We start from the raw sequence: 22,765 nt of genomic DNA on the forward strand, positions 1-22,765 counted from the left end.
ACCGAGGGGTCATCCTGTCACGCCGCGGCTCAGTTCTCCGTACTGGGTCGTGGAAGCGGAATTCAGCAGCCACTCGACGCCGCTGATGTCGTCGCGGGCCGCCACGTAGCCCTTCGCCTGCCAGAGCGGGATCAGCGGGACGTCCTGGGCGATGATGTCCTGCATCTCGCCGAAGTCCGTGCCGGTGGAGTCGCGCTCGGCCTGCTCACGGGTCTTCGGGAGCAGCGTGTTGTTGATCCTGGTGGACTTGTAGGGCAGGTTCAGGAAGTTGTCGACGATGAAGGGCGCGACGTAGTTGTCCGGGTCCGGGTAGTCCGGAGCCCAACCCAGGCCGTAGAAGGCGTACTTGCCGGCGATGGCCTTGGAGACGAAGGTGTCGTACGGCACCTTCTTGATGGTGAGGTCGAACAGCCCGCTGGAGTCGAGCGTCTTCTTCAGCCACAGGGCCTCTTCACCGGCGGAGGAGCCGGCGGTGCTGCGGTAGGAGTAGGTGATCTGCACCGGGGTGGTGATGCCCGCGGCCTGCAGGGTCTGCTGGGCCTTGCTCACGCTCGGCTCGCCGTACTTGTTGTAGAACGAGTTCTTGTGGCCGCTGATGCCCTGCGGAACGATCGAGTACAGCGGGTCGACGGTGCGCTCGAAGGTGTCACGGGCCAGCGTCGAGCGGTTGATCAGCTCGGCCACCGCCTGGCGGACCGCCTTCGGCTCGACCGAGTCGAACTTCGTGTTGAAGAAGAGGTACCGGGTCTCGGTGCCGGCGGCCTCGGTCAGGTTCACACCCTTGACCTTGCCGTCCTGGATGGCGTTGAACTGGGCGGGCTTGAGGGCGCTGGAGCCCGCCGCGACGTCGACGCTGCCGTCCGCCAGCGCGTCCTTCAACTTGGCGGAGTCGTCGAAGAACCTGATCTCGATCTTGCCGTTCTTCTGGCTGGCGTTGCCCTTGTAGTCCTCGTTCTTGGACAGCACGGCGGACTTGCCCTGGCTGAAGGAGTCCAGCTTGTACGGGCCCGACCCGACGGCCTGCAGGCCCGTGTAGCCGGCCTTGGCCGGGTAGACCTGGCTGTCCACGATGGAGCCGGCGGACGTGGCGAGCTTGTACGGGAACGTCGCGTCGGAGGCGGCGAGGTCGAAGACGACCGTCTTGTCGTCCGGGGCCTCCACCTTCTTCAGCCCGGACAGGATGCTGGCCGGGCCCGAGTCGTTGCCGATCTTGAGCATGCGGTCGAAGGAGAACTTCACGTCCTCCGAGGTCAGCGCGTGCCCGTTGGTGAAGGTCAGCCCGTCCCGCAGGGTGCAGCGATAGGTCTCGTTGTGCTTGTCGGAGAACACGCAGCTCTTGGCGGCCTCGGGCTCCGGGGTGCTGCCGCTGCGCGGCAGCCGAAGCAGCGTCTGGAAGAGGTTGGACTGCACGTTCCAGGTGCCGGCGTCGTAGGAGAAGGCCGGGTCGAGCGGGGCCGGGGTGTCCTTGGAGACAACTATGGAGTCCGTACTGCCGATGACAATCGCCTTGCCGTCGGAACCGCTGCTTCCGGAGCCCCCGCAACCGGCCAGTACAAGCGCGGTCAGGCCCATCAGGGCCGGCAGCACCAGTGGCGTGCGCTTCATCCTCGTCGTTCTCCCTTATCCGGCCATCGGCCGTGCAGTTCAGTGTCGTGCTGGTACGTCAGCTGATACGTCAGTGGTGCTGGCCGTCGACAGCGGATGAGGGGCTCGCACATGTGGGCGACGATACCGAGAACGCAGGGGTACGGCACGAGGCTTGGGACGATGTTGACGAGGAGCCGTGACGGCAGCGGTATGGACCTGCGAGGACAGTACTTCGAAGGCCCGGCGACACTGGAACGCGGACAAGTCGGGGCTGAATCACGAGCAGGTAACGGAGAGCCGTGCACCGATATCCGGACACCGGAACGATCCGGCGGATTAACGTCTCGATACGGACACAACGACCCTGTGGACGCGGGCATTCCGGGTGCCGGGCGAGGTAATGTCCGCCTCGCGCCCCGCGATTGACGTGACGAGAATCACGCGGCGACTTCCTCCAATGGTCAGCGGAAACCCCGGCACACCAATTCGCGAGGACACCCTCAGTGCGCGGACGTAATCAGAGAGCGCAGGAAACCCAGGTCGACGTGTTCGAGCGAGGACACGACGGTGCGTCCCTCGGCGGCGCCGATCGGCGCGATGGAGGGCACCGCCACCACCCGGCAGCCGGCCGCCTCGGCCGCCGCCACGCCGGTCGGGGTGTCCTCGATGACCACGCAGCGGGCCGGGTCGGCGCCCAGCCGGGCCGCCGCGACCAGATAGGACTCCGGGTGCGGCTTGGGCCGGCCGACCTCGTCACCGGCGATCGAGAGCGCGAAGTGCCGGTGGCCGAGCGAGTGCAGCACGGAGTCGATGACGTTCCGCTGGGAGGCGGAGACCAGCGCCGTGGGCACCCCGTGGGCACCGAGTTCGGTGAGCAGCCGGCGCGCGCCGGGCATCAGCGGCACCCCGCGGCCGATCAGCTGGGCGAAGCGGACGTTGATCAGGGCGGACAGCTCGGCGATGGTGGCGTCGGTGCCGGTGACCGAGATCAGATGGCCCAGGCTGCGGGCCATCGGGCCGCCGACGACGACCTCCCGGTGGATGTCGTCGATGGCGTGGCCCATCTCGGCGAAGACCGCGACCTCCGCGTCCCACCAGAAGCCCTCGGTGTCCACGAGGGTGCCGTCCATGTCCAGGAGTACGGCCTGCAGAGCCGAGCCGTCGGCCGGTGAGGCCTCCACGGCGGGAATTGTGCTGGTCATACGGCCCACTCCTCGCGCTGTCCAGGGGAGACGAAGGCCGGTCGCCATGGCTCCACGGTGGTGGGGCGGGGCGACCGGCCTCTACCGGACCGTCCAGTATACGACGGATCGACTCGGCGGCCACCGATTCCACGGCAGGGTGCCCACCAGGGTGCGCCGGCGGCCCCGGAGCGCACCCCGGGGCCGGGCGGCTCAGCGCGCGTTGAAGTACTTGGCCTCGGGGTGGTGGATGACGATGGCGTCCGTGGACTGCTCGGGATGCAGCTGGAACTCCTCCGAGAGCACCACGCCGATACGCTCCGGTTCGAGCAGTTCGGCGATCTTGGCGCGGTCCTCCAGGTCGGGACAGGCACCGTAGCCGAGCGAGAAGCGGGCGCCCCGGTACTTCAGCGCGAACATGTCCTCGACCTCGGCCGGGTCCTCGCCGGAGAAGCCCAGTTCGGAGCGGACCCGGGCGTGCCAGTACTCGGCGAGGGCCTCGGCGAGCTGGACGGACAGGCCGTGCAGCTCCAGGTACTCGCGGTAGGAGTCGGTGGCGAACAGTTCGTTGGCGGCCTCGGAGATCCGGTTGCCGACGGTGACGACCTGCAGGCCCACGACATCGGTCTCGCCGGAGTCCTCGGGGCGGAAGAAGTCGGCGAGGCAGAGCCGGCGGCCCCGGCGCTGGCGGGGGAAGGTGAAGCGGGTGCGCTCGGTGCCGTCCTCGTGGAGCACGATCAGGTCGTCGCCCTTGGAGACGCAGGGGAAGTATCCGTACGTGACGGCGGCCTCCAGCAGACTGTCGGTCTGCATCCGGTCGAGCAGGCCGCGCAGCCGGGGCCGGCCCTCGGTCTCCACCAGTTCCTCGTACGTCGGGCCGCCGGCGCGGGCCTGCTTGAGCCCCCACTGCCCCTTGAACAGGGCACCCTCGTCCAGCCAGGCGGCGTAGTCCTTGAGCGGGATGCCCTTGACGACCCGGGAGCCCCAGAAGGGCGGGGTGGGGACGGGGTTGTCGACGGCGACGTCGGAGCGGATCTGGCCGCGGTTCTCCTCGGGCTCCTCGACCGGCTGCTCGCGCCTGGCGACCCGGCGCTGCTTGAGCTCGGGCAGGCCGGCGCCGGGCACCCCGCGCTTGACGGCGATGAGCGCGTCCATCAGGCGCAGGCCCTCGAAGGCGTCGCGGGCGTAGCGGACCTCGCCCTCGTAGATCTCGTGGAGGTCCTGCTCGACGTAGGCCCGGGTGAGGGCGGCGCCGCCGAGGATGACGGGGTAGTCGGCGGCCAGCTTGCGCTGGTTGAGCTCCTGGAGGTTCTCCTTCATGATCACGGTGGACTTGACCAGCAGGCCCGACATGCCGATGACGTCGGCGCGGTGCTCGACGGCGGCGTCCAGGATCGCCGAGACGGGCTGCTTGATGCCCAGGTTGACCACGGTGTAGCCGTTGTTGGACAGGATGATGTCGACGAGGTTCTTGCCGATGTCGTGGACGTCGCCGCGGACCGTGGCCAGCACGATGGTGCCCTTGGCCTGCCCCTGGCCGTCCTCGGTCTTCTCCATGTGCGGCTCCAGATACGCCACCGCGGTCTTCATGACCTCGGCGGACTGGAGTACGAACGGCAGCTGCATCTGGCCGGAGCCGAACAGCTCACCGACGACCTTCATGCCCTCCAGGAGGGTGTCGTTGACGATGTCCAGTGCCGGGCGGGCGGCCAGGGCCTCGTCGAGGTCGGCCTCCAGACCGTTCTTCTCGCCGTCGATGATGCGGCGCTGCAGCCGCTCGTCGAGCGGGAGCGCGGCCAGTTCCTCGGCCCTGCCCGCCTTGACGGACTTCAGGTCGACGCCCTCGAACAGCTCCAGGAAGCGCTGCAGCGGGTCGTAGCCCTCCCGGCGGCGGTCGTGGATCAGGTCGAGGGCGACCTCGCGCTGCTCGTCGGGGATGCGGGCGATCGGCAGGATCTTGGAGGCGTGCACGATGGCGGAGTCCAGCCCGGCCTCGACGCACTCGTTGAGGAAGACCGAGTTGAGCACGACGCGGGCGGCCGGGTTGAGGCCGAAGGAGATGTTGGACAGGCCCAGGGTGGTCTGGACGGCCGGGTGGCGGCGCTTGAGCTCGCGGATGGCCTCGATGGTGGCGACGCCGTCCTTGCGGGACTCCTCCTGGCCGGTGCAGATGGTGAAGGTCAGGCAGTCGATGAGGATGTCCGACTCCAGCACTCCCCAGTTGCCGGTGAGGTCGGCGATCAGCCGCTCGGCGATGGCGACCTTGTGCTCGGGGGTACGGGCCTGGCCCTCCTCGTCGATGGTCAGGGCGATCAGGGCGGCGCCGTGCTCGGTGGCCAGCTTCGTGACCTTCGCGAAACGGGACTCGGGGCCGTCGCCGTCCTCGTAGTTGACCGAGTTGATGACCGCGCGGCCGCCGAGCTTCTCCAGGCCGGCCCGCAGCACCGGCGGTTCGGTGGAGTCCAGGACGATCGGCAGGGTGGAGGCGGTGGCCAGGCGTCCGGCGAGCTCGTTCATGTCGGCGACGCCGTCGCGGCCGACGTAGTCGACGCACAGGTCCAGCAGATGGGCGCCCTCGCGGATCTGCTCGCGGGCCATCTCCACGCAGTCGTCCCAGCGGCCCTCCAGCATGGCCTCGCGGAACTTCTTCGAGCCGTTGGCGTTGGTGCGCTCCCCGATCGCCAGGTAGGAGGTGTCCTGACGGAAGGGCATCGTCTGGTAGAGAGAGGCGGCGCCGGGCTCCGGGCGCGGCTCACGGCGGGCCGGGGTCAGGCCGTCCATGCGGTCGACGAGCTGCCGCAGGTGCTCCGGCGTGGTGCCGCAGCAGCCGCCGACCAGCGACAGTCCGTACTCGCGGACGAAGGTCTCCTGGGCGTCGGCCAGCTCGGACGGGCTGAGCGGGTAGTAGGCGCCGTCCCTGGCGAGGATGGGCAGGCCCGCGTTGGGCATGCAGGACAGCGGGACGCGGGAGTGCCGGGCCAGGTAGCGCAGGTGCTCGCTGTAGGCCTCCGGGCCGGTGGCGCAGTTCAGCCCGATCATGTCGATGCCCAGCGGCTCCAGGGCGGTCAGGGCCGCGCCGATCTCGGAGCCGAGCAGCATGGTGCCGGTGGTCTCGACGGTGACCGAGACGATCAGCGGCAGGTCGAGACCGGCCACCTCCAGCGCGCGCCGGGCGCCGACGACGGAGGCCTTGGTCTGGAGCAGGTCCTGGGTGGTCTCCACCATGATCGCGTCGGCGCCGCCGGCGATCATGCCCTCGGCGTTGCTCTGGTAGGCGTCGCGCAGCGCCTGGTACGGGGCGTGGCCCAGGGTCGGCAGCTTGGTGCCCGGGCCCATGGAGCCCAGCACCCAGCGCTGCCTGCCGTCGCGGGCGGTGAAGGCGTCGGCGGTCTCGCGGGCGATCCGGGCGCCGGCCTCGGAGAGCTCGTGGACCCGCCCGGGGATGTCGTACTCCCCCAGGGCCGCCAGGTTCGCGCCGAAGGTGTTGGTCTCGACACAGTCCACGCCGACCTCGAAGTACGCCTCGTGGACCGAGCGCACGATGTCGGGGCGGGTGGCGTTGAGGACCTCGTTGCAGCCCTCCAGCCCCTGGAAGTCCTCCAGCGAGGGGTCGTGCGACTGCAGCATGGTGCCCATCGCGCCGTCGGCCACCACGACGCGGGTGGCGAGGGCCTCCCGGAGCGCTGCGGCCCGGCCGGCGGAGCTCGGCGACGAGCTCGGGGACGAGGGGGACGACGGGGACGGCGAGGCCATGGATGTGCTCCCTGGGATGCGACGGCTGTCGGCTTTGCCCGTCCGACGGGTCGGACGGGCACGCGGCCAGACTAACCCGGTGCCGGAAGTCGCTCCCGGACATTCCGAGGGGCGGACGCCAGGTGTCACACTCTTCTCTGGAAGCATGTGGTCGGCATCGTCTGACATCGTTCAGCATTGTCGACCCACTTCTGGCCGTCATTACGGAGGGTGTTTCATGCCAGGACCCATCCAGTCGCTCACCAGGGCGGCGGCGATCCTGCGGCTGCTCGCGGGCGGCGAGCGCAGGCTCGGCCTGTCGGACGTGGCCTCGTCGCTGGGACTCGCCAAGGGCACCGCGCACGGGATCCTGCGCACGCTCCAGCAGGAGGGGTTCGTCGAGCAGGATCCGGTCTCCGGCAAGTACCAGGTGGGCGCCGAGCTGCTGCGGCTGGGCAACACCTATCTGGACGTGCACGAGCTGCGGGCCCGCGCCCTGGTCTGGACGGACGACCTGGCCCGCTCCAGCGGCGAGGCGGTCTATCTGGGCGTGCTGCACCAGCAGGGCGTGCTGATCGTGCACCACGTCTTCCGGCCCGACGACAGCCGCCAGGTGCTGGAGGTCGGCGCGATGCACCCGCTGCACAGCAGTGCGCTGGGGAAGGTGCTCTCGGCGTTCGACCCGGTCGCGCACAGCGAGGTCACCGACATGGAGCGGGAGGCGCTGACCTCGCGCACGGTCACGGAGCTGCCGGACTTCGAGGGCATGCTCGATCTGATCCGCGCCCGGGGCTGGGCCTCGGACCTGGAGGAGACCTGGGACGGGGTGGCGTCGATCGCCGCGCCGATCCACGACCGGCGGAGGATGCCGGTGGGCGCCGTGGCGATAACCGGCGCCGTGGAGCGGGTCTGCGACGAACACGGCGACATCCGGGCCCAGTTGGTGGCGGCCCTGCGGGACTGCGCGCGCTCGGTCTCCCGCGATCTGGGCGCCGGACGTTTCTGAGACGTTTCTGAGACTTTTCGTACTTTCGGGAGTCCTGGCTCACACACCCCTTGACGGGTGCCGTCAGGCAGGAGTTCACTTCCGTTCGGCGGTCGACAATGTCGAACACCTGCCGACGGAATCGGTAGGCTGTACGAGGTCGACGACCGCTTTGCCCTCCCCTGGACGTGGACAAAGGAGTCGCGGGTGTCCAGCGACAAGATCTTCATCGGCGAGACCATCGGTACCGCCATACTCATCCTTCTCGGCGGTGGTGTCTGCGCTGCGGTCACCCTCAAGAGCTCCAAGGCCCGGAACGCCGGCTGGCTGGCCATCACCTTCGGGTGGGGCTTCGCCGTGCTGACGGCCGCCTACATCTCGGGCAGCCTCTCGGGCGCCCACCTCAACCCCGCGGTGACCATCGGTCTGGCCATCGACACCGGCAAGTGGAGCCAGGTCCCGGTCTACCTCGCCGGCCAGATGCTCGGCGCGATGATCGGCGCGGCACTGGTCTGGATCGCGTACTACGGCCAGTTCCAGGCCCACATGAACGACCCCGAGATCGCGGCCCTGGCCAAGAACAGCGACAGCCCGGCCGGTCCGGTGCTCGGCGTCTTCTCCACCGGCCCTGAGATCCGTAACACGGTCCAGAACCTGGCCACCGAGATCATCGGCACCTTCGTACTGGTGCTCTTCATCCTGACCATGGGCCTCACCAAGGGCCTGGCGGTCTCCGGCACCGGCACCCTCATGGTCGCCTTCGTCGTGGTGAGCATCGGCCTGTCCGTCGGCGGACCCACCGGCTACGCCATCAACCCGGCCCGTGACCTCGGACCGCGCATCGTGCACGCCCTGCTGCCGCTGCCCAACAAGGGCGGATCGGACTGGCGCTACGCCTGGATACCCGTCGTGGGCCCGATAGTGGGTGCGGCGCTGGCCGCCGGCCTGTACAAGATCGCGTTCTGAGCGTACGCAACCGAGTCCGAGGATCTGAGGAGCACACCGTGACCGACGCACACACCACCGGCCCGTTCATCGCGGCCATCGACCAGGGCACCACCTCCAGCCGCTGCATCGTGTTCGACAAGGACGGCCGGATCGTCGCGGTCGACCAGAAGGAGCACGAGCAGATCTTCCCCAAGCCCGGCTGGGTCGAGCACGACGCCGCCGAGATCTGGACCAACGTCCAGGAAGTCGTCGACGGGGCGGTCACCAAGGCGGGCATCACCGCCGCCGACGTCAAGGCGATCGGCATCACCAACCAGCGCGAGACCACCCTGCTGTGGGACAAGGCGACCGGCGAGCCGGTGCACAACGCCCTGGTCTGGCAGGACACCCGCACCGACGCGCTGTGCAAGGAACTGGGCCGCAACGTCGGCCAGGACCGCTTCCGCCGCGAGACCGGCCTGCCGCTGGCCTCGTACTTCGCCGGCCCGAAGATCCGCTGGCTGCTGGACAACGTCGAGGGCCTGCGCGAGCGCGCCGAGCGCGGCGAGATCCTGTTCGGCACCATGGACAGCTGGGTGATCTGGAACCTCACCGGTGGCCCGAACGGAGGCGTGCACGTCACCGACGTCACCAACGCCTCGCGCACCATGCTGATGAACCTGGCCACCCTCCAGTGGGACGAGAAGATCCTCGTCTCCATGGAGGTCCCGGCCGCGGTGCTGCCGGAGATCCGTTCCTCCGCCGAGGTCTACGGCCACGCGGCGAGCGGTCTGCTGGCGGGCATCCCCGTCGCCTCCGCGCTGGGCGACCAGCAGGCGGCCCTGTTCGGCCAGACCTGTTTCGCCGAGGGCGAGGCCAAGTCGACGTACGGCACCGGCACCTTCCTGCTGATGAACACCGGTGAGACGCCGGTCAACTCGTACAACGGCCTGCTGACCACGGTCGGCTACCGGATCGGCGACCAGAAGCCGGTCTACGCACTGGAGGGCTCCATCGCGGTCACCGGTTCGCTGGTGCAGTGGATGCGGGACCAGATGGGCCTGATCAAGAGCGCGGCCGAGATCGAGACGCTGGCCTCCTCCGTCGAGGACAACGGCGGCGCCTACTTCGTGCCGGCCTTCTCCGGCCTGTTCGCCCCGCACTGGCGCTCCGACGCCCGTGGTGTCATCGCCGGCCTGACCCGCTACGTCACCAAGGCGCACATCGCCCGTGCCGTACTGGAGGCCACCGCCTGGCAGACCCGCGAGATCGTCGACGCGATGACCAAGGACTCCGGTGTCGAACTGGCCGCGGTCAAGGTCGACGGCGGTATGACCTCCAACAACCTGCTGATGCAGACCCTCGCCGACTTCCTGGACGCCCCCGTGGTGCGCCCGATGGTCGCCGAGACCACCTGCCTCGGCGCCGCCTACGCCGCCGGTCTCGCCGTCGGCTTCTGGGCGGACACCGACGAACTGCGCGCCAACTGGCGCCGGGCCGCCGAGTGGACGCCCGACATGGACGCGGCCCAGCGTGACCGCGAGTACAAGAGCTGGCTCAAGGCCGTCGAGCGGACCATGGGCTGGCTCGAAGACGAGAACTGACGAGGAGCAAGCCAGAAATGAGCACCCTGCAGAGCGTCCCGACCCTGGGGACGCACCCGACCGCCGGCCGCAACCCCGGCCGTTCCGAGACCCGGGAGCTGCTGAGCCACGCCACGTACGACCTACTGGTGATCGGCGGCGGCATCCTCGGCACATCGGTGGCCTGGCACGCCGCGCAGTCCGGGCTGCGGGTGGCCATGGTGGACGCCGGTGACTTCGCCGGCGCCACCTCCTCCGCCTCCTCCAAGCTGGTCCACGGCGGTCTGCGTTACCTGCAGACCGGCGCGGTCCGGCTGGTGGCGGAGAACCACCAGGAGCGGCGCGCGCTCGCCAAGGACGTCGCGCCGCACCTGGTCAGCCCGCTCACCTTCTACCTGCCCGTCTACAAGGGCGGCCCGGTGAGCGCCCCCGTGCTCGGTGCCGGGGTCTTCGCCTACACCGCGCTGTCCGCCTTCGGCGACGGCGTCGGCAAGGTGATATCCCCGGCCCGGGCCGCGGCCGGCAACCCCGGTCTGAACACCGACAACCTCAAGGCCGTGGCGGTCTACTACGACCACCAGATGAACGACTCGCGGGTCGCGATCATGACGGTCCGCGCGGCCGTCGAGGCCGGGGCCGTGGTGCTCAACCACGCCGAGGTCACCGGCCTGCGCTTCACCCGCGGCCGGGTCAGCGGCGCCGACCTCAAGGACCGTACGGACGGCACCGAGTTCGGTGTCGACGCCCGGATGGTGCTCAACGCCACCGGCCCGTGGGTGGACCACCTGCGCAAGATGGAGGACGCGGGCTCCGACCCGTCGATCCGGCTGTCCAAGGGCGCGCACGTGGTACTCAAGCGCAAGACGCCGTGGAAGGCCGCCATGGCCACCCCGGTCGACAAGTACCGCATCACCTTCGCCCTGCCGTGGGAGGACCAGCTGATGCTGGGCACCACGGACGAGGAGTACACCGGTGACCCGGCGGACGTCCGGGCCACCGAGTCCGACATCCAGCAGATCCTGGACGAGGCCAGGCTCTCGGTGAAGGACGAGCACCTGGACCGCAGCCTCATCACCTACGCCTTCGCGGGACTGCGGGTACTGCCCGGCGGCCCCGGCGACGTCAAGAAGGCCAAGCGCGAGACGGTCGTCAGTGAGGGCCGCGGCGGCATGCTCTCGGTCGCCGGCGGCAAGTGGACCACGTACCGCCACATCGGCCGTACGGTGGTCGACAAGCTCGCCAAGCTGCCGGGCCGGCCGCTCGCCGACGACATGGAACCGCTGTCCCGGCTGCCCAGGCGGCTGCCGCTGCCCGGTGTCGCCAACCCCAACGCGGTGGCTCACCGGCTGCTGGTGGACCGTGACCCGGGCAACCGCATCGACCCACTGACGGCCCGTCACCTCGCCACCCACTACGGCTCGTTGTCCTTCGACATCGCCCGCCTGGTGAACGAGGACCCGGCACTGGGCGAGCGCATCCACCCCGACGCCCCCGAGATCTGGGCCCAGGTCGTCTACGCCCGCGACCACGAGTGGGCGCAGACCGCGGACGACGTGCTGCGCCGCCGTACGACCCTGACCGTACGCGGCCTGGACGACGAGTCCGTACGCGGCCGGGTCGAGGAACTGCTCGCGAAGCGGGACTGACACCGCCCGCGGGCATGCGAGAGGCCGGGTGGGAAGCAGCTGCTTCCCACCCGGCCTCTCGCATGCCAGGACGCCCGCGGCGGTCAGAGCGCGGCGCCGACGTCCGCCGGGACGGCGAACGCGGCGCGGTCGACGATCAGCGCACGGCCCAGCAGCAGGGCCTGCCGGGAGGCGGGGACCTGGAGGGGGTCGGGGAGGGTGGTGAGGTCGGTGAGGTGGGCGAAGCCGATGACGCGGCGGATGATCTCGGTGCCGGCGAAGCCGAGGCTCTGCGACCAGAGTTCGCGCAGGAACCGGTCGAGGTAGGCGTCGTCGAAGAAGGTGTCGACGCGGGTGGGCCACAGGCGGCGCAGCTCGGCCTCGAAGCCGTGCCAGCTGAGGGCGAGCTGGTCGGTGTGGTCGCCCTCGATGCCCAGGGCGCGGGCGCGCAGGGCGGAGACCAGCACATTGCCCCAGTACAGGCCCAGGTCGAAGCCGATGGGGCCGACGAAGGAGAACTCGGGGTCGAAGACCCGGACCACCGGGGCGCCGGCGCGTTCGCCGACCATGACGCTGCCGGTGTGGAGGTCGCCGTGCAGGAGGGCCTGGGCGCTGGTCATGAACAGGTGCCGGAGTCCGGCGACCTCGGTACGCAGCGGCCGGTCGGCGCGGAACGCGGCCGCGAGGTCGTCGAGGCCGGGGTGCCAGTGGTTGTGCTCGTGCTCGACATAGGGCTCGGAGAGGACGACGTCCTCGGTGATCCGGCACAGCTCGGGGCTGACGGAGGCCGCGATGAAGGCCTTGCGGTCGGCGGAGGGCATGCCGAAGTCGCTGGTGGCGAAGGAGAGCCGGGCGACGAACTCGCCGATGCGGCGTGAGGTGCCCTCGCCGTACGATCCGCCGTCGTTGAGGACGGTGCGCAGGACCTGGAGGTCGGACATGTCCTCCATGGTCAGGGCGTAGTTGGCGGCGTCGTAGCCGTGGACGGCCGGGATGCTGTCCGGGGCGACGGCGGCGACCTGCCGGTAGGCGCGGGCCTCGGCGTCGGCGCGGCCGGGGGACATCGGCCACGAGGGGCCGGCCACCCGCACCCAGGGCAGGGCCTGCTTGACGGCGAGGCTGCGGCTGCCGTCGGGGGCGGCGGCGATGAACACCCGGTTCATGTTGCCGTCGGAGACCTCGTGCACGTCGACCGGGCCGGCGTTCCAGTGGCCCTGCTCGCGGAGGTAGCCGGCGATGTCGCCGGGCTCAAGGATTCGGTACGTCATGCGCGCTTTCCTCGGGACAGGGTGAAGCTGAAGACCAGGGCGAGGATGAGGACCGTGCCCTCGACCACGTCCTGGGTGTAGTAGGGCAGGCCCTTGATGGTCAGGCCGGTGGTGATGACGCCGATGAGGACGGCGCCCAGTGCGGTGCCCCAGACGTTGGGCTTGCCGCGGCCCAGTACCGAGGTGCCGACGAGGGCGACGGCGACGGCCTCCAGGAGCTGGGACGTGCCGGCCGAGACGTCGCCCTGGCCGATGCGGGCGGCCAGGATGAGGCCGCCGGTCGAGGCGAGGACGCCGGACAGGACGTAGGCCAGGGCCCGGTAGGCGCCGACCCGGATGCCGGCCAGCCGGGAGGCCTCGGGGTTGGCGCCGATCGCATACAGGATCCGGCCCCAGCGGGTGCGGGCCAGGAAGACATAGGCGAGGACGGTCAGACCGCCGAAGACGACCACGGAGACGGGGATGCCGGCGATCGTGCCCCGGTCGATGGACAGGAAGCCGTCGGTGAAACGGCCGGGGGCGGTGGTGCCGTCGGACAGGGTCATGCCCGCGGAGAGGGACTGGCCGTCGACGAGGACCAGCTTGAGGCCCTGGATGACGAACAGGGTGCCGAGCGTGGCGAGCATGTCGGGGATCCTGAGGACGACGATCAGCACGGCGTTGACCAGTCCGGCGAGCGCCCCGGCCGCGATGACGGCGATGATCGCGACGACGCCGACCTGGTTGTACACCACCATCGTCTTGGCTGCGACGGTGACCCCGAGCCCGGCGACGGCGCCGACGGACATGTCCATGCCGCCGACCGCCATGGTGAGGGTGACACCCAGGCCGAGGATGGCGGCGACGGAGACGTACCGCAAAGTGTCCAGGAGGGTGGCGGAGTCGCGGAAGGCGGGCTCGCTGAGCGAGAAGTACGTGAACAGGGCGACCGTGACGAAGATGAAGCCGTACTTGATGACGGCGCCCTGCACGCGCACCCCCGTGCCGGGAGCGGCGGGCAGGGCCGCCTTCACCTGCGGGGCGGTTGACTCGGTCGTGGTCATCGGGAGTGGCTTTCTGTGCGGGCGATGGTCTGGATCACCTGGTCGCGCTCGGCGTCCTCGCCGTACGCGTCGAGCCGGATCTCGCCCTCGGTGAGGACGATGAGGCGGTCGGCGACCTCCAGGACCTCGTCCACGTCGGCGGAGAGCACGAGGACGGCGGCGCCGTCCGCGGCGAGGGCGCGGGCGCGGCGGCCGATGTCGCGGCGGGCACCGATGTCCACGCCTCGGAACGGCTCGTCCAGGATGAGGACGCGGGGAGTGGTGGCGAGCCAGCGGCCGACGACGACCTTCTGCTGGTTGCCGCCGGACAGCTCCTCCACGGTGCTGTTCTCGTCACGGGCGACGACGCCGAGTTCGCCGATGGTGCGGCGGCCGAGGGCGGCCTCCTGGGAACCGCGTACGAGACCGGCCCGGGAGAGGGACCTCAGGAACGGCAGCGAGACGTTCCGCGCGACCGTCCAGCCGGGGATCAGGGCGTCGGCGTGCCGGTCCTCGGGCACGAGGTGGACGCCGCGGCTGATGGCGTCGGCGGGACGGCGCGGCCGGTAGGGCCTGCCGTCCAGTTCGAGGGTGCCGGCCGGGAACGGCTCGGCGCCGAACAGGCCGCGGGCCAGTTCGGTCTTGCCGGCGCCCAGCAGGCCGACGACGCCGGTCACCTCTCCGGAGCGGATGTCGAGGTCCTGCGGGCGACGGCCGGGGAGCAGCGGCACGCCGCGCAGGCGGAGCGCGGCCGCGCCGGTGCCGCCGTTGCCGTCACGGGGGCGGGCGGTGGTCGCGCCCTGCGGCTGGGCGAGCATGGCGCGCAGCGCCCGGTCCCAGTCGAAGGGCTTGGTGAGGTCGTCGGTGAGACGGCCGTCCCGCAGGACGACCAGCCGGTCGGCCAGGGAGTCGATCTCGCCGAGCCGGTGGGACACGTACAGCACGGCGATGCCCTCGGCGCGCAGCCGGCCGACGATGGCGAACAGCCGCTCGGCCTCGGTGGCGGACAGGGCGGAGGTCGGCTCGTCCAGGACGAGCAGCCTGGGGCGGGTGGACAGGGCGCGCGCCAGGATCAGCAACTGCTGGTCGGAGATGCCGAGTTCGGCGACATCGCGGCGCAGCACATCGGTGTCCCAGCCCAGTTCCAGGGTGGCCTGGATCTCGCGCGCGCGGGCCAGCAGCCTGCGGCCGTTGAGCAGCGGGTTGCCGCGGCCCTGGGCCAGTTCCTCGAAGACCAGGTTCTCGGCGACCGACAGGCCGGGGACGACGCCCTCGCTGATCCGCTGGTGGACGGTCTGGATGCCCAACTGCCGGGCGGCCAGCGGCGACTGGAGGGCCACCGGTTCGCCGCCCACCAGCACCTGGCCGCCGTGGCTCGCGTGCACACCGGACAGGATCTTGATCAGGGTCGACTTGCCGGCCCCGTTGGCCCCCAGCAGCGCGACGACGCTGCCGGGGGCGAGGTCCAGCGAGACGGAGGTGAGGACCGGCTTGCCGCCGAAGGCCATGGAGACATCACGGAGTGAGACGGCCGTCTCGTCCTGTGTCCCGACAGGCACCTCAGTGGGCGACATCGGCGATCCAGTCCGCCGTGCTCACCTTGCTGAGGTTGAGCGCCGGGAGCGCCTCGCGCAGCTGGTCCATGTTCTTGATCTTCTTGCCGACCAGGAAGTCACGGGTGATGGCGACGGCCGGGAACTCCACGGAGGACTTGTTCAGCTGACCGGCCAGTTCCAGGGCGGTGGTGCGGACCACGGCCGCGCCGACCGCGGAGGGGTCGGTGCCCGCGGTGGCCACCCAGGGGCTGTTCTTGGCGGTGATGGCCTGGATGTCGGCGTTGGAGACGTCGGCGCCGAACACCTTGACCTTGCCGGCCAGCTTCTTGTTCTGGACGGCGAGCAGGGTGCCCTTGGCCAGCTCGTCGTAGGGGGCGAAGATGCCCGTGACGTCGGAGTGCTGGGTGAGGGCGGCGCTGACCAGCGGCACGTTGTCGGTGGCGGTGGAGTCGGTGACCTTGCCGACCTTGAACTCCTGGGTCCAGCCGTTGGCGGTGACCGCCTTCTTCCAGACGCTGTCGCGCTTGTCCAGGGCCGCGTAGCCGGCGACGTTGACGTAGCCGACCTTGGCGTCCTTGCCGAGGGACTTGCCCATGACGCCCAGCACGGCGGAGGCCATGCTCGCGTCGTCCTGCTCGGTGCTGATCACCTTGGAGTTGGTGGTGTCCACGTCGTAGACGACGACGGTGATGCCCTTCTTGACCGCCTTGTCGATGACCGGCTCGATCGTGTCCGGGAAGCCGTGGTCGACGATGATCGCCTTGGCGCCGGAGTTGATGGCCGAGGACAGGTCGGTGGCCTGCTTGGCGTTGTCGGCCTGGGCGTCGTAGACCGTGAGGTCGATACCGAGGGCCTTGGCCTGCGCCTTGGCGCCGTTGCCCCACTGCTCGAAGTAGTCGCCGGCGCCGCTCTGCCGCACCAGGGCGACCTTGACGCCGCCCTGGTCGAAGGGGGCGGGCTTCTTGCCGGTCGCGGCGGAGGCGGAGGCCGCGGTGTCACCGGTGGCGTCCGAGGCGGAGTTGGACTGGGAGCAGCCCGCCGCGAGAAGGACGGAGGCGGAGGCGAGGGAGATCGCGGCGAGGGGAAGTCTGGCCGAACGGGACATGACGGGGCTCCGTGGTGCTGGTGCGTGACGCGGGAATCACACGGGGAAGGACGCGGGGAAACGCGCGGGACGGACTGCGCGGGAGAGCTGTGCGGCGACAGGTGCCCGGGAGGCGGCGCGGGAGGCCGCGTGAACTCCGGTGTCCGGAGCGGGGGAACGGGACCGACGACAGGGGTCAGCGACAGCTGGCCGTGGTCATCCGGAGCAGGTCCACGTACAGCCGCCGTACGAGCAGCAGCTTCTTCATAGGAAAAGCATGGGAACAATTTCGGCCATTCGTCAAAGCCTGAGACAATTGATCTCAGGGGTTGAGACGTCGACTTCGTCACACCGTCCCGGGCCAGGACCTCGGGTTACCATCCGAAAACCGGCAGCCATCCGCATTTCCTGGAGTTCTCCATGACCCTTCTGACCACGTGGCCGGAAACCGGCCCCGGCACCGTCGTGCGGCGCACCTCCGACCCGGCCGAGATCGCCGCCGCCCTGGCACCGCTGGGCGTGCGTTACGAGCAGTGGCCGGTCCGGTCCGACGTACCGGCCGACGCCGACAGCGACACCGTGTTCGCCGCCTACCGCGCCGAGATCGAGAAGCTGAACCAGGAGGAGGGCTTCGCCACCGTCGACGTCGTCGCCCTGCACCCCGGCGACGACCCGGACTTCCCGGCCAAGGCCGCGGCGGCGCGGGAGAAGTTCCTCAGCGAGCACACCCACGACGATGACGACGAGGTCCGCTTCTTCGTGGCCGGGGCCGGGATCTTCTACCTCCACGTCGGCGGCGAGGTCCACGCCGTCTACTGCGAGAAGGGCGACCTGCTGGGCGTCCCCAAGGGCACCACCCACTGGTTCGACATGGGCACCGCACCCTCCTTCACCGCCATCCGCTTCTTCCACGAGGAGGACGGCTGGGTCGGCACCTTCACCGGCGACAGCATCGCGACCCGCTTCCCGGACTTCGACACCATCCACGCGGGACTGCACGCGTGACCGCAGTCATGACCGCACTCATGACGAGCGGCTTCGACGCGGAAGCCGTGGTGCTCGACATCGAGGGCACCACGAGCGCCACCGGCTTCGTCGTCGACGTGCTCTACCCGTACTCGCGCAAGAGGTTCGCCGGCCTGCTCACCGACCGGGCGTCGGATCCGGCCGTGACCCGGGCGGTCGGCCAGGTCCGTGAGCTGCTCGGCGAGCCGGACGCCGACGCCGTCCGGATCGAGCAGGCGCTCAACACCTGGCTCGACGAGGACCGCAAGGCCACCCCCCTGAAGACCCTTCAGGGCATCGCCTGGTCCGAGGGGTTCGCCCGGGGCGAGCTGGTCTCGCACTTCTACCCCGACGTGCTGCCGCGGCTGCGCCACTGGCACACGGCGGGCGTACGGCTGCACGTCTACTCCTCCGGGTCGGTGGCCGCCCAGCGCGCCTGGTTCCGGCACTCCCCCGAGGGCGATCTGCTCCCCCTCGTCGAGGGCCTCTACGACACCGAGAACGCCGGCCCCAAGCAGTCCGCCGGCTCCTACCGGGCCATCACCGCCGCCATCGGGACCGAGCCGTCGCGCACCCTCTTCCTCTCCGACCGTGCGGCGGAGCTGGACGCCGCCCGTGAGGCCGGCTGGCTCACCGTGGGCGTACGTCGCCCGGGCGAGCCGTACTACGAGGCCGGGGTGGGCGACCATCCCGAGGCCGCGGCCTTCACCGACATCCGTATCAACGCGTAAAGGACCCCCGCAGTGACCGAGACCGAGACCACGACCGGGACCACGCCGGAAACCGCGGCCGCCCCGGGGACCGACGCGGCCGCCGACCTCCACCGGGCCGGATCCGTCCTGGCCGCCGAGGCCGCCCGCTACGCCTCGTTCGGGTGGATGCGCGGCACCTCGGGCAACCTCTCGGTCGTGGTGTCCCGCGACCCGCTGCGGCTGGCCGTCACCGCCAGTGGCCATGACAAGGGCGAGCTCACCGCCTCCGACGTGGTCCTGGTCGACGGCCAGGGCGCCGCGGCCGGTCCGGGCCGGCCGTCCGCCGAGGCCGAACTGCACGCCCGGGTGGCCCGGCTGACCGGCGCGGACGCGGTGGTGCACGTCCACACGGTGGCCTCGGTGGTGATGGGTCACCGCAGGCCCGGCGGACTCGTCTTCAGCGACCTGGAGATGCTCAAGATCTTCGGCCACCCGGCCGAGGGCGAGGAGATCACCCTTCCCGTCATCGCCAACAGCCAGGACATGGGCGTCCTGGGCGACCGCCTCGAAGCCGCCCGCGACCCGCGCATGCCGGCCGTCGTGGTGGCCGGGCACGGCATCTACGCCTGGGGCCCGGACCCGCGCCGGGCCCGGCACCACACCGAGGTCGTGGAGTGGCTGCTGGAGCTGGAGATCGCGCGCTCGCGCTGACCCGCACCGCCGCGACCCACGCTGCTCCGACCCGTTCCGCCCCGACCCGCGCCGCCCTGCGGCGTCTTCGCACGACCGACGGCCCCCGCACCCGCAGGGGCCGTTCGCGTATCCCCGTCCCCGCCGAACCGTCAGGAAAGCGCAGGCGGAGCGAGTTGACAGCACGTCATGCCCTACAGCACTCTTTCACTACTTGATTAGCGAAAGGGGGTAAGGCTGTGTTCGAGTACCGCATCGACCGGCGCAGCGGCGTCGCCACCTACCTCCAGATCGTCCACCAGACCAAGCAGGCCCTGCGGCTGGGCCTGTTGGAGCCCGGTGACCGGCTGCCCACCGCCCGCGAGGTGGTGGAGGCGACAGCGATCAACCCCAACACCGTCCTCAAGGCCTACCGCGAACTGGAGCGCGAGGGCCTGGTCGAAGCCCGGCGCGGCCTCGGCACGTTCGTACAGAAGTCGCTGGACGGCGCGTCCGCCGGCTCACCGCTCGGCACCGAGCTGGCGGGCTGGATGCGGCGGGCACGGGCCGGGGGGCTCGACCGCGAGGGCGCCGCCGCGCTGTTCCAATCCGTGCTGGACCAGGAGTTTCCCGAGGGGGACCAATGAGCGAGGACACGGCCGCACTTGAGGCCGTCATGCTCGGCAAGCAGTTCCGGCCCGGCCGCGGACACGTCCTGCGGGACTGCTCCTTCCGGCTGCCCGCGGGCCGGATCTGCGCACTGACCGGGCCGAACGGGGCCGGCAAGTCCACACTGCTCGCCCTCGCGGCCGGGCTCCTGCGGCCGACCGGCGGAGAGATACGGGTGCTGGGCACCAGCCCGGCGCGGGCGCGCGAGCGGATCGCGTACGTCGCCCAGAACAAGCCGCTGTATCCGCAGCTCACCGTCGCCGCGACGCTGCGGCTCGGCGCCGAACTGAACCCGGGGCGCTGGGACCCGGCCACCGCCGAGCGGATCGCGTACAACGGCGAACTGGAGCCGTACACGAGGATCCGGTCCCTGTCCGGCGGCCGGCGCACCCGGGTCGCGCTCGCCCTGGCCTTCGGCAAGCGGCCCGAACTGCTGCTGCTGGACGAGCCGATGGCCGACCTCGACCCCCTCGCCCGGCACCAGCTGACCGGCGCCCTGATGGCCGAGGCCGCCGAACACGGCACGACGATCCTGATGTCCTCGCATGTCGTCGCCGAACTGGAGGGCGCCTGCGACCACCTGCTGCTGATCGGCGCCGGCCGGGTGCGCCTGGCGGGTGAGAGCGAGACCATCCTGGCCGCCCACTCCCTGCTGACCGGTACCGGCCCGGACTTCGGCCCGCACACGGTCGTCGAGGAACGAGCCACCGGTCGCGGCCGGACCGCGCTCGTCCGCCCCGTCGGCCCGGTCGACAGCGCGGCCTGGCTGGTCGAGCAGCCGACGCTGGAAGAGCTGATCCTCGCCCATCTGCGCAACCCCGACGCCCCCGCGTGGCACGCGGGGAGCGCCGCCGCCGTGAACTCCCAGGAGGCTGTCGCATGACCGCTGTCACTCTCCCTGTCCCCCGGGGGCTGGCCTGGTCCGTTCTGCGGGTGCATCGGGTGCCGTTGTGGATCTGGACCGCCTTCGTCGCCGTCGGCTCCGGCGGACTGCTCTGGCTGTACCGGCTGGCCGGGGAATCCCGCGGTGCCGAGGGGTTCGGCATCGTCTGCGGCACGGGCTCCGGTGTCCCGCCCTGCGACGACCTGGCCAACGACATCGTCTCCGCCTACTGGGCCTGGCTCGGTCCCGCCGCGACCCTGATCACCTGTCTGCCGTTCGCCGCGGCCGTCTTCGCCGGCGGCGCGCTCATCGGCCGTGAGCTGGAGAACGGCACCGCGGCCCTGGCCTGGACCCAGTCCGTCACACCGGCACGCTGGCTCGCCGCCAGACTGGCGGTGCCCGCGGTGCTGCTCGGTACGGGCACGGCGCTGCTGTCGGTCCTCTTCAGATGGGTGTGGTCGTCGGGCAGGCAGTACGGGATCTACCAGTGGTACGGCGGCGACACCTTCCACGCCACGGGCCCGGTGGGCGTCGCCTACGTCCTGCTCGGCCTGGCCCTCGGTGTACTCGCCGGCCTGCTGACGCGGCGCACGCTGAGCGGGCTGGGCCTGGGGTTCCTCGCCACGCTGCTGGTCCAGGTCATCGGCGGTGCCTACCGCTTCGAGCTGTGGCCGAAGACGACCTGGACCGGCACGAGGGTGCTCAACCTCCCCGACAACGTCGTGTACTTCGACCGGGGCGTCATCACCGCGGCCGGCCGGCAGGGCAACAACCACGCCTGCGTCGGCAGTGACTCCGCGGCCGACCTCAAGCGGTGCGTGACGGAGTCCGGCGCCACGGACTTCTACGCCGTGGTCCACCCCGCCTCGCACTACTGGCCGCTCCAGCTCGTCGAGACCGGCGTGGTCCTGACGGTCGCCGGGCTCGCGACGGCGGCAGCCTTCTGGCTGCTGCGGCGACGTACGCCCTCACGGGGGTAGGGCGTACGTCGCGTCTCCCCCGAAGGCCCCGCGGCAGGCTCTGCCGCAGGGCTGCGGCCGGCCTGCCGCCGGCCCGCTGCCCGCCTACCGCAGGCGGTCGCCGGGGAGTTCGCCCGCCGACACCTCAAGGACACCGCGCTCGGTGACCAGCGCGGTGACCAGGCTTCCCGGGGTGACGTCGAAGGCGGGGTTGTGGCCCCGGGAGCCGGCGGGGGCGGTGCGCAGGCCGGACCAGTTGAGGATCTCGGCCTCGTCGCGCATCTCGATGTGGATGGCGTCGCCGGTGGCAGTCGCGAGGTCGACCGTGGTGGTGGGGGCGGCCACCATGAACGGGATGCCGGCGTGGGCGCAGGCGAGGGCGATGCCGACGGTGCCGACCTTGTTGGCGGTGTCGCCGTTGGCGGCGATGCGGTCGGCGCCGACGACGGCGACGTCGATCTCACCGCGCAGAATCGTTCCGGCAGCGGCGGCGTCGGCCTGGACGACATGCGGGATGCCGTCGTGGGCCAGCTCCCAGGCGGTGAGCCGGGAGCCCTGGAGCAGCGGGCGGGTCTCGTCGGCGTGCACCACCTCGACCAGGCCGCGGGCGTGGAGTTCACGGATGACGCCGAGCGCGGTGCCCCAGCCGGCGGTGGCCAGGGCGCCGGTGTTGCAGTGGGTGAGGACGCGCAGCGGCCGGCCCGCCCCGATGCGCCCGACCAGCCAGTCGGCGCCGTACGCGCCCATGTCGTGGTTGGCCCGCAGGTCCTCGCGGACGATGGCGTCGGCCTCGGCCAGCACGGCCGCCACCCCGCGGGAGACCAGCGGGGCGACCCGGTCGACGCACACCGCGAGATTGACGGCGGTGGGGCGGGCCTGGCGTATACGGGAGACCGCGGCGGCCAGCTCGTCACCGGTCCAGCCCTCACGCCCGCCCTGCAGGACGGCGAGCGCCACGCCGTACGCGCCCGCGGCCCCGATGGCCGGCGCACCGCGCACCACCAAGTGCGTGATGGCGTCGACGAGTTGGCCGACCTCGCGGACGGCGATGCGGTCCAGGCGGGCGGGAAGGGCCGTCTGGTCGATCAGGGAGAGGCCGTCCCCGGTCCACTCGACGGCACGCAAGTCCTGGCTCTGGCTCATGCCGTCACCGTACCCGACCTGCGAGAACCACAGTTCGAGACGCCGGTGCGGGGCTCTCGGAAGCGGTGTTACCCTCACGGCTCCCGACCGGCCGACTGGTGAAGGAGAGCAACCATGCGCGTACGAATGTGCAGGTTCGTGCTCACGGTTCGCCGCCATGTCGATCACGGTCGCTGCGGGACGTCCTGCTGTCCT

Annotated in this window: 18 protein-coding genes; 10 read left to right on the forward strand and 8 right to left on the reverse strand. The window is 70.8% G+C overall.

All coding sequences use genetic code 11. The features are described from left to right. Positions 1-9: 9 nt before the first annotated feature. The 3 genes from RWE79_RS08380 to metH all read right to left on the reverse strand — a co-directional run bounded on the left by RWE79_RS08380 (position 10) and on the right by metH (position 6,521). Entirely contained in the window at positions 10-1,605 is a 1,596-nt protein-coding gene (locus tag RWE79_RS08380; RefSeq protein ID WP_475939384.1) for an ABC transporter substrate-binding protein, read from the reverse strand. A gap of 482 nt (positions 1,606-2,087) precedes the next feature. Next, a complete protein-coding gene (locus RWE79_RS08385) occupies positions 2,088-2,789 on the reverse strand; it encodes an HAD family hydrolase (RefSeq protein WP_475939385.1) in 702 nt (233 codons plus the stop codon). A gap of 192 nt (positions 2,790-2,981) precedes the next feature. Further along, a complete protein-coding gene (gene metH / locus RWE79_RS08390) occupies positions 2,982-6,521 on the reverse strand; it encodes a methionine synthase (RefSeq protein ID WP_475939386.1) in 3,540 nt (1,179 codons plus the stop codon). A gap of 217 nt (positions 6,522-6,738) precedes the next feature. Here metH and RWE79_RS08395 point away from each other — a divergent pair, with 217 nt between their 5' ends. From RWE79_RS08395 to RWE79_RS08410, 4 genes are all read left to right on the forward strand, one after another. After that, positions 6,739-7,506 carry an IclR family transcriptional regulator gene (locus RWE79_RS08395; protein ID WP_475939387.1) on the forward strand — a complete coding sequence of 256 codons (768 nt, stop codon included), beginning with the start codon at positions 6,739-6,741 and terminating at the stop codon, positions 7,504-7,506. Positions 7,507-7,692: 186 nt separating this feature from the next. Then, complete coding sequence (locus RWE79_RS08400; RefSeq protein WP_475939388.1) at positions 7,693-8,451, forward strand: MIP/aquaporin family protein; 759 nt, start codon at positions 7,693-7,695, stop codon at positions 8,449-8,451. Positions 8,452-8,489: 38 nt separating this feature from the next. Beyond that, positions 8,490-10,016 carry a glycerol kinase GlpK gene (gene glpK, locus RWE79_RS08405; RefSeq protein ID WP_475939389.1) on the forward strand — a complete coding sequence of 509 codons (1,527 nt, stop codon included), beginning with the start codon at positions 8,490-8,492 and terminating at the stop codon, positions 10,014-10,016. 17 nt (positions 10,017-10,033) lie between these two features. Beyond that, the gene (locus RWE79_RS08410; RefSeq protein ID WP_475939390.1) at positions 10,034-11,641 is read left to right on the forward strand and encodes a glycerol-3-phosphate dehydrogenase/oxidase; all 1,608 of its coding nucleotides are present in this window, start codon (positions 10,034-10,036) and stop codon (positions 11,639-11,641) included. A gap of 83 nt (positions 11,642-11,724) precedes the next feature. Here RWE79_RS08410 and mtnK read toward each other — a convergent pair whose 3' ends face one another. Genes mtnK through RWE79_RS08430 form a run of 4 tightly spaced genes read right to left on the reverse strand, consistent with a single transcriptional unit; the run spans position 11,725 to position 16,571 of the window. Beyond that, complete coding sequence (gene mtnK, locus RWE79_RS08415) at positions 11,725-12,888, reverse strand: S-methyl-5-thioribose kinase (protein WP_475939391.1); 1,164 nt, start codon at positions 12,886-12,888, stop codon at positions 11,725-11,727. Then, the gene (locus RWE79_RS08420; protein WP_475939392.1) at positions 12,885-13,931 is read right to left on the reverse strand and encodes an ABC transporter permease; all 1,047 of its coding nucleotides are present in this window, start codon (positions 13,929-13,931) and stop codon (positions 12,885-12,887) included. Before RWE79_RS08420 ends, mtnK begins: the two co-directional genes overlap by 4 nt. Beyond that, complete coding sequence (locus tag RWE79_RS08425; protein WP_475939393.1) at positions 13,928-15,484, reverse strand: sugar ABC transporter ATP-binding protein; 1,557 nt, start codon at positions 15,482-15,484, stop codon at positions 13,928-13,930. The genes RWE79_RS08420 and RWE79_RS08425 overlap by 4 nt, the downstream gene beginning before the upstream one ends. Further along, a complete protein-coding gene (locus tag RWE79_RS08430; protein WP_475939394.1) occupies positions 15,471-16,571 on the reverse strand; it encodes a substrate-binding domain-containing protein in 1,101 nt (366 codons plus the stop codon). The genes RWE79_RS08425 and RWE79_RS08430 overlap by 14 nt, the downstream gene beginning before the upstream one ends. Positions 16,572-16,970: 399 nt before the next feature. On the opposite strand from RWE79_RS08430, the gene RWE79_RS08435 reads away from it, so the two are divergent. The 6 genes from RWE79_RS08435 to RWE79_RS08460 all read left to right on the forward strand — a co-directional run bounded on the left by RWE79_RS08435 (position 16,971) and on the right by RWE79_RS08460 (position 21,448). Continuing rightward, the gene (locus RWE79_RS08435; RefSeq protein WP_475939395.1) at positions 16,971-17,555 is read left to right on the forward strand and encodes a 1,2-dihydroxy-3-keto-5-methylthiopentene dioxygenase; all 585 of its coding nucleotides are present in this window, start codon (positions 16,971-16,973) and stop codon (positions 17,553-17,555) included. Between the two features lie 20 nt (positions 17,556-17,575). Beyond that, a complete protein-coding gene (gene mtnC, locus RWE79_RS08440) occupies positions 17,576-18,286 on the forward strand; it encodes an acireductone synthase (RefSeq protein WP_475945679.1) in 711 nt (236 codons plus the stop codon). 108 nt (positions 18,287-18,394) lie between these two features. After that, positions 18,395-18,958, forward strand: a complete 564-nt coding sequence (gene mtnB, locus RWE79_RS08445; protein ID WP_475945681.1) for a methylthioribulose 1-phosphate dehydratase — start codon at positions 18,395-18,397, stop codon at positions 18,956-18,958. Positions 18,959-19,176: 218 nt separating this feature from the next. Beyond that, the gene (locus tag RWE79_RS08450; protein ID WP_475939396.1) at positions 19,177-19,563 is read left to right on the forward strand and encodes a GntR family transcriptional regulator; all 387 of its coding nucleotides are present in this window, start codon (positions 19,177-19,179) and stop codon (positions 19,561-19,563) included. Further along, complete coding sequence (locus RWE79_RS08455; RefSeq protein WP_475939397.1) at positions 19,560-20,468, forward strand: ABC transporter ATP-binding protein; 909 nt, start codon at positions 19,560-19,562, stop codon at positions 20,466-20,468. The genes RWE79_RS08450 and RWE79_RS08455 overlap by 4 nt, the downstream gene beginning before the upstream one ends. Then, a complete protein-coding gene (locus RWE79_RS08460) occupies positions 20,465-21,448 on the forward strand; it encodes a hypothetical protein (RefSeq protein WP_475939398.1) in 984 nt (327 codons plus the stop codon). The genes RWE79_RS08455 and RWE79_RS08460 overlap by 4 nt, the downstream gene beginning before the upstream one ends. 84 nt (positions 21,449-21,532) lie before the next feature. On the opposite strand, the gene mtnA is transcribed toward RWE79_RS08460, so the two are convergent. Continuing rightward, the gene (gene mtnA / locus RWE79_RS08465; RefSeq protein ID WP_475939399.1) at positions 21,533-22,570 is read right to left on the reverse strand and encodes an S-methyl-5-thioribose-1-phosphate isomerase; all 1,038 of its coding nucleotides are present in this window, start codon (positions 22,568-22,570) and stop codon (positions 21,533-21,535) included. Between the last annotated feature and the right edge of the window lie 195 nt (positions 22,571-22,765).

The sequence above is a fragment of the Streptomyces sp. RLA131 genome (assembly GCF_056270125.1).

Coding starts and splice junctions, on each gene's coding strand:
- RWE79_RS08380 (WP_475939384.1), bottom strand. CDS start 1,605: ATGAAGCGCACGCCACTGGTGCTGCCGGCCCTGATGGGCCTGACCGCG.
- RWE79_RS08385 (WP_475939385.1), bottom strand. CDS start 2,789: ATGACCAGCACAATTCCCGCCGTGGAGGCCTCACCGGCCGACGGCTCG.
- metH (WP_475939386.1), bottom strand. CDS start 6,521: ATGGCCTCGCCGTCCCCGTCGTCCCCCTCGTCCCCGAGCTCGTCGCCG.
- RWE79_RS08395 (WP_475939387.1), top strand. CDS start 6,739: ATGCCAGGACCCATCCAGTCGCTCACCAGGGCGGCGGCGATCCTGCGG.
- RWE79_RS08410 (WP_475939390.1), top strand. CDS start 10,034: ATGAGCACCCTGCAGAGCGTCCCGACCCTGGGGACGCACCCGACCGCC.
- mtnK (WP_475939391.1), bottom strand. CDS start 12,888: ATGACGTACCGAATCCTTGAGCCCGGCGACATCGCCGGCTACCTCCGC.
- RWE79_RS08420 (WP_475939392.1), bottom strand. CDS start 13,931: ATGACCACGACCGAGTCAACCGCCCCGCAGGTGAAGGCGGCCCTGCCC.
- RWE79_RS08425 (WP_475939393.1), bottom strand. CDS start 15,484: ATGTCGCCCACTGAGGTGCCTGTCGGGACACAGGACGAGACGGCCGTC.
- RWE79_RS08430 (WP_475939394.1), bottom strand. CDS start 16,571: ATGTCCCGTTCGGCCAGACTTCCCCTCGCCGCGATCTCCCTCGCCTCC.
- RWE79_RS08435 (WP_475939395.1), top strand. CDS start 16,971: ATGACCCTTCTGACCACGTGGCCGGAAACCGGCCCCGGCACCGTCGTG.
- mtnC (WP_475945679.1), top strand. CDS start 17,576: ATGACGAGCGGCTTCGACGCGGAAGCCGTGGTGCTCGACATCGAGGGC.
- RWE79_RS08455 (WP_475939397.1), top strand. CDS start 19,560: ATGAGCGAGGACACGGCCGCACTTGAGGCCGTCATGCTCGGCAAGCAG.
- RWE79_RS08460 (WP_475939398.1), top strand. CDS start 20,465: ATGACCGCTGTCACTCTCCCTGTCCCCCGGGGGCTGGCCTGGTCCGTT.
- mtnA (WP_475939399.1), bottom strand. CDS start 22,570: ATGAGCCAGAGCCAGGACTTGCGTGCCGTCGAGTGGACCGGGGACGGC.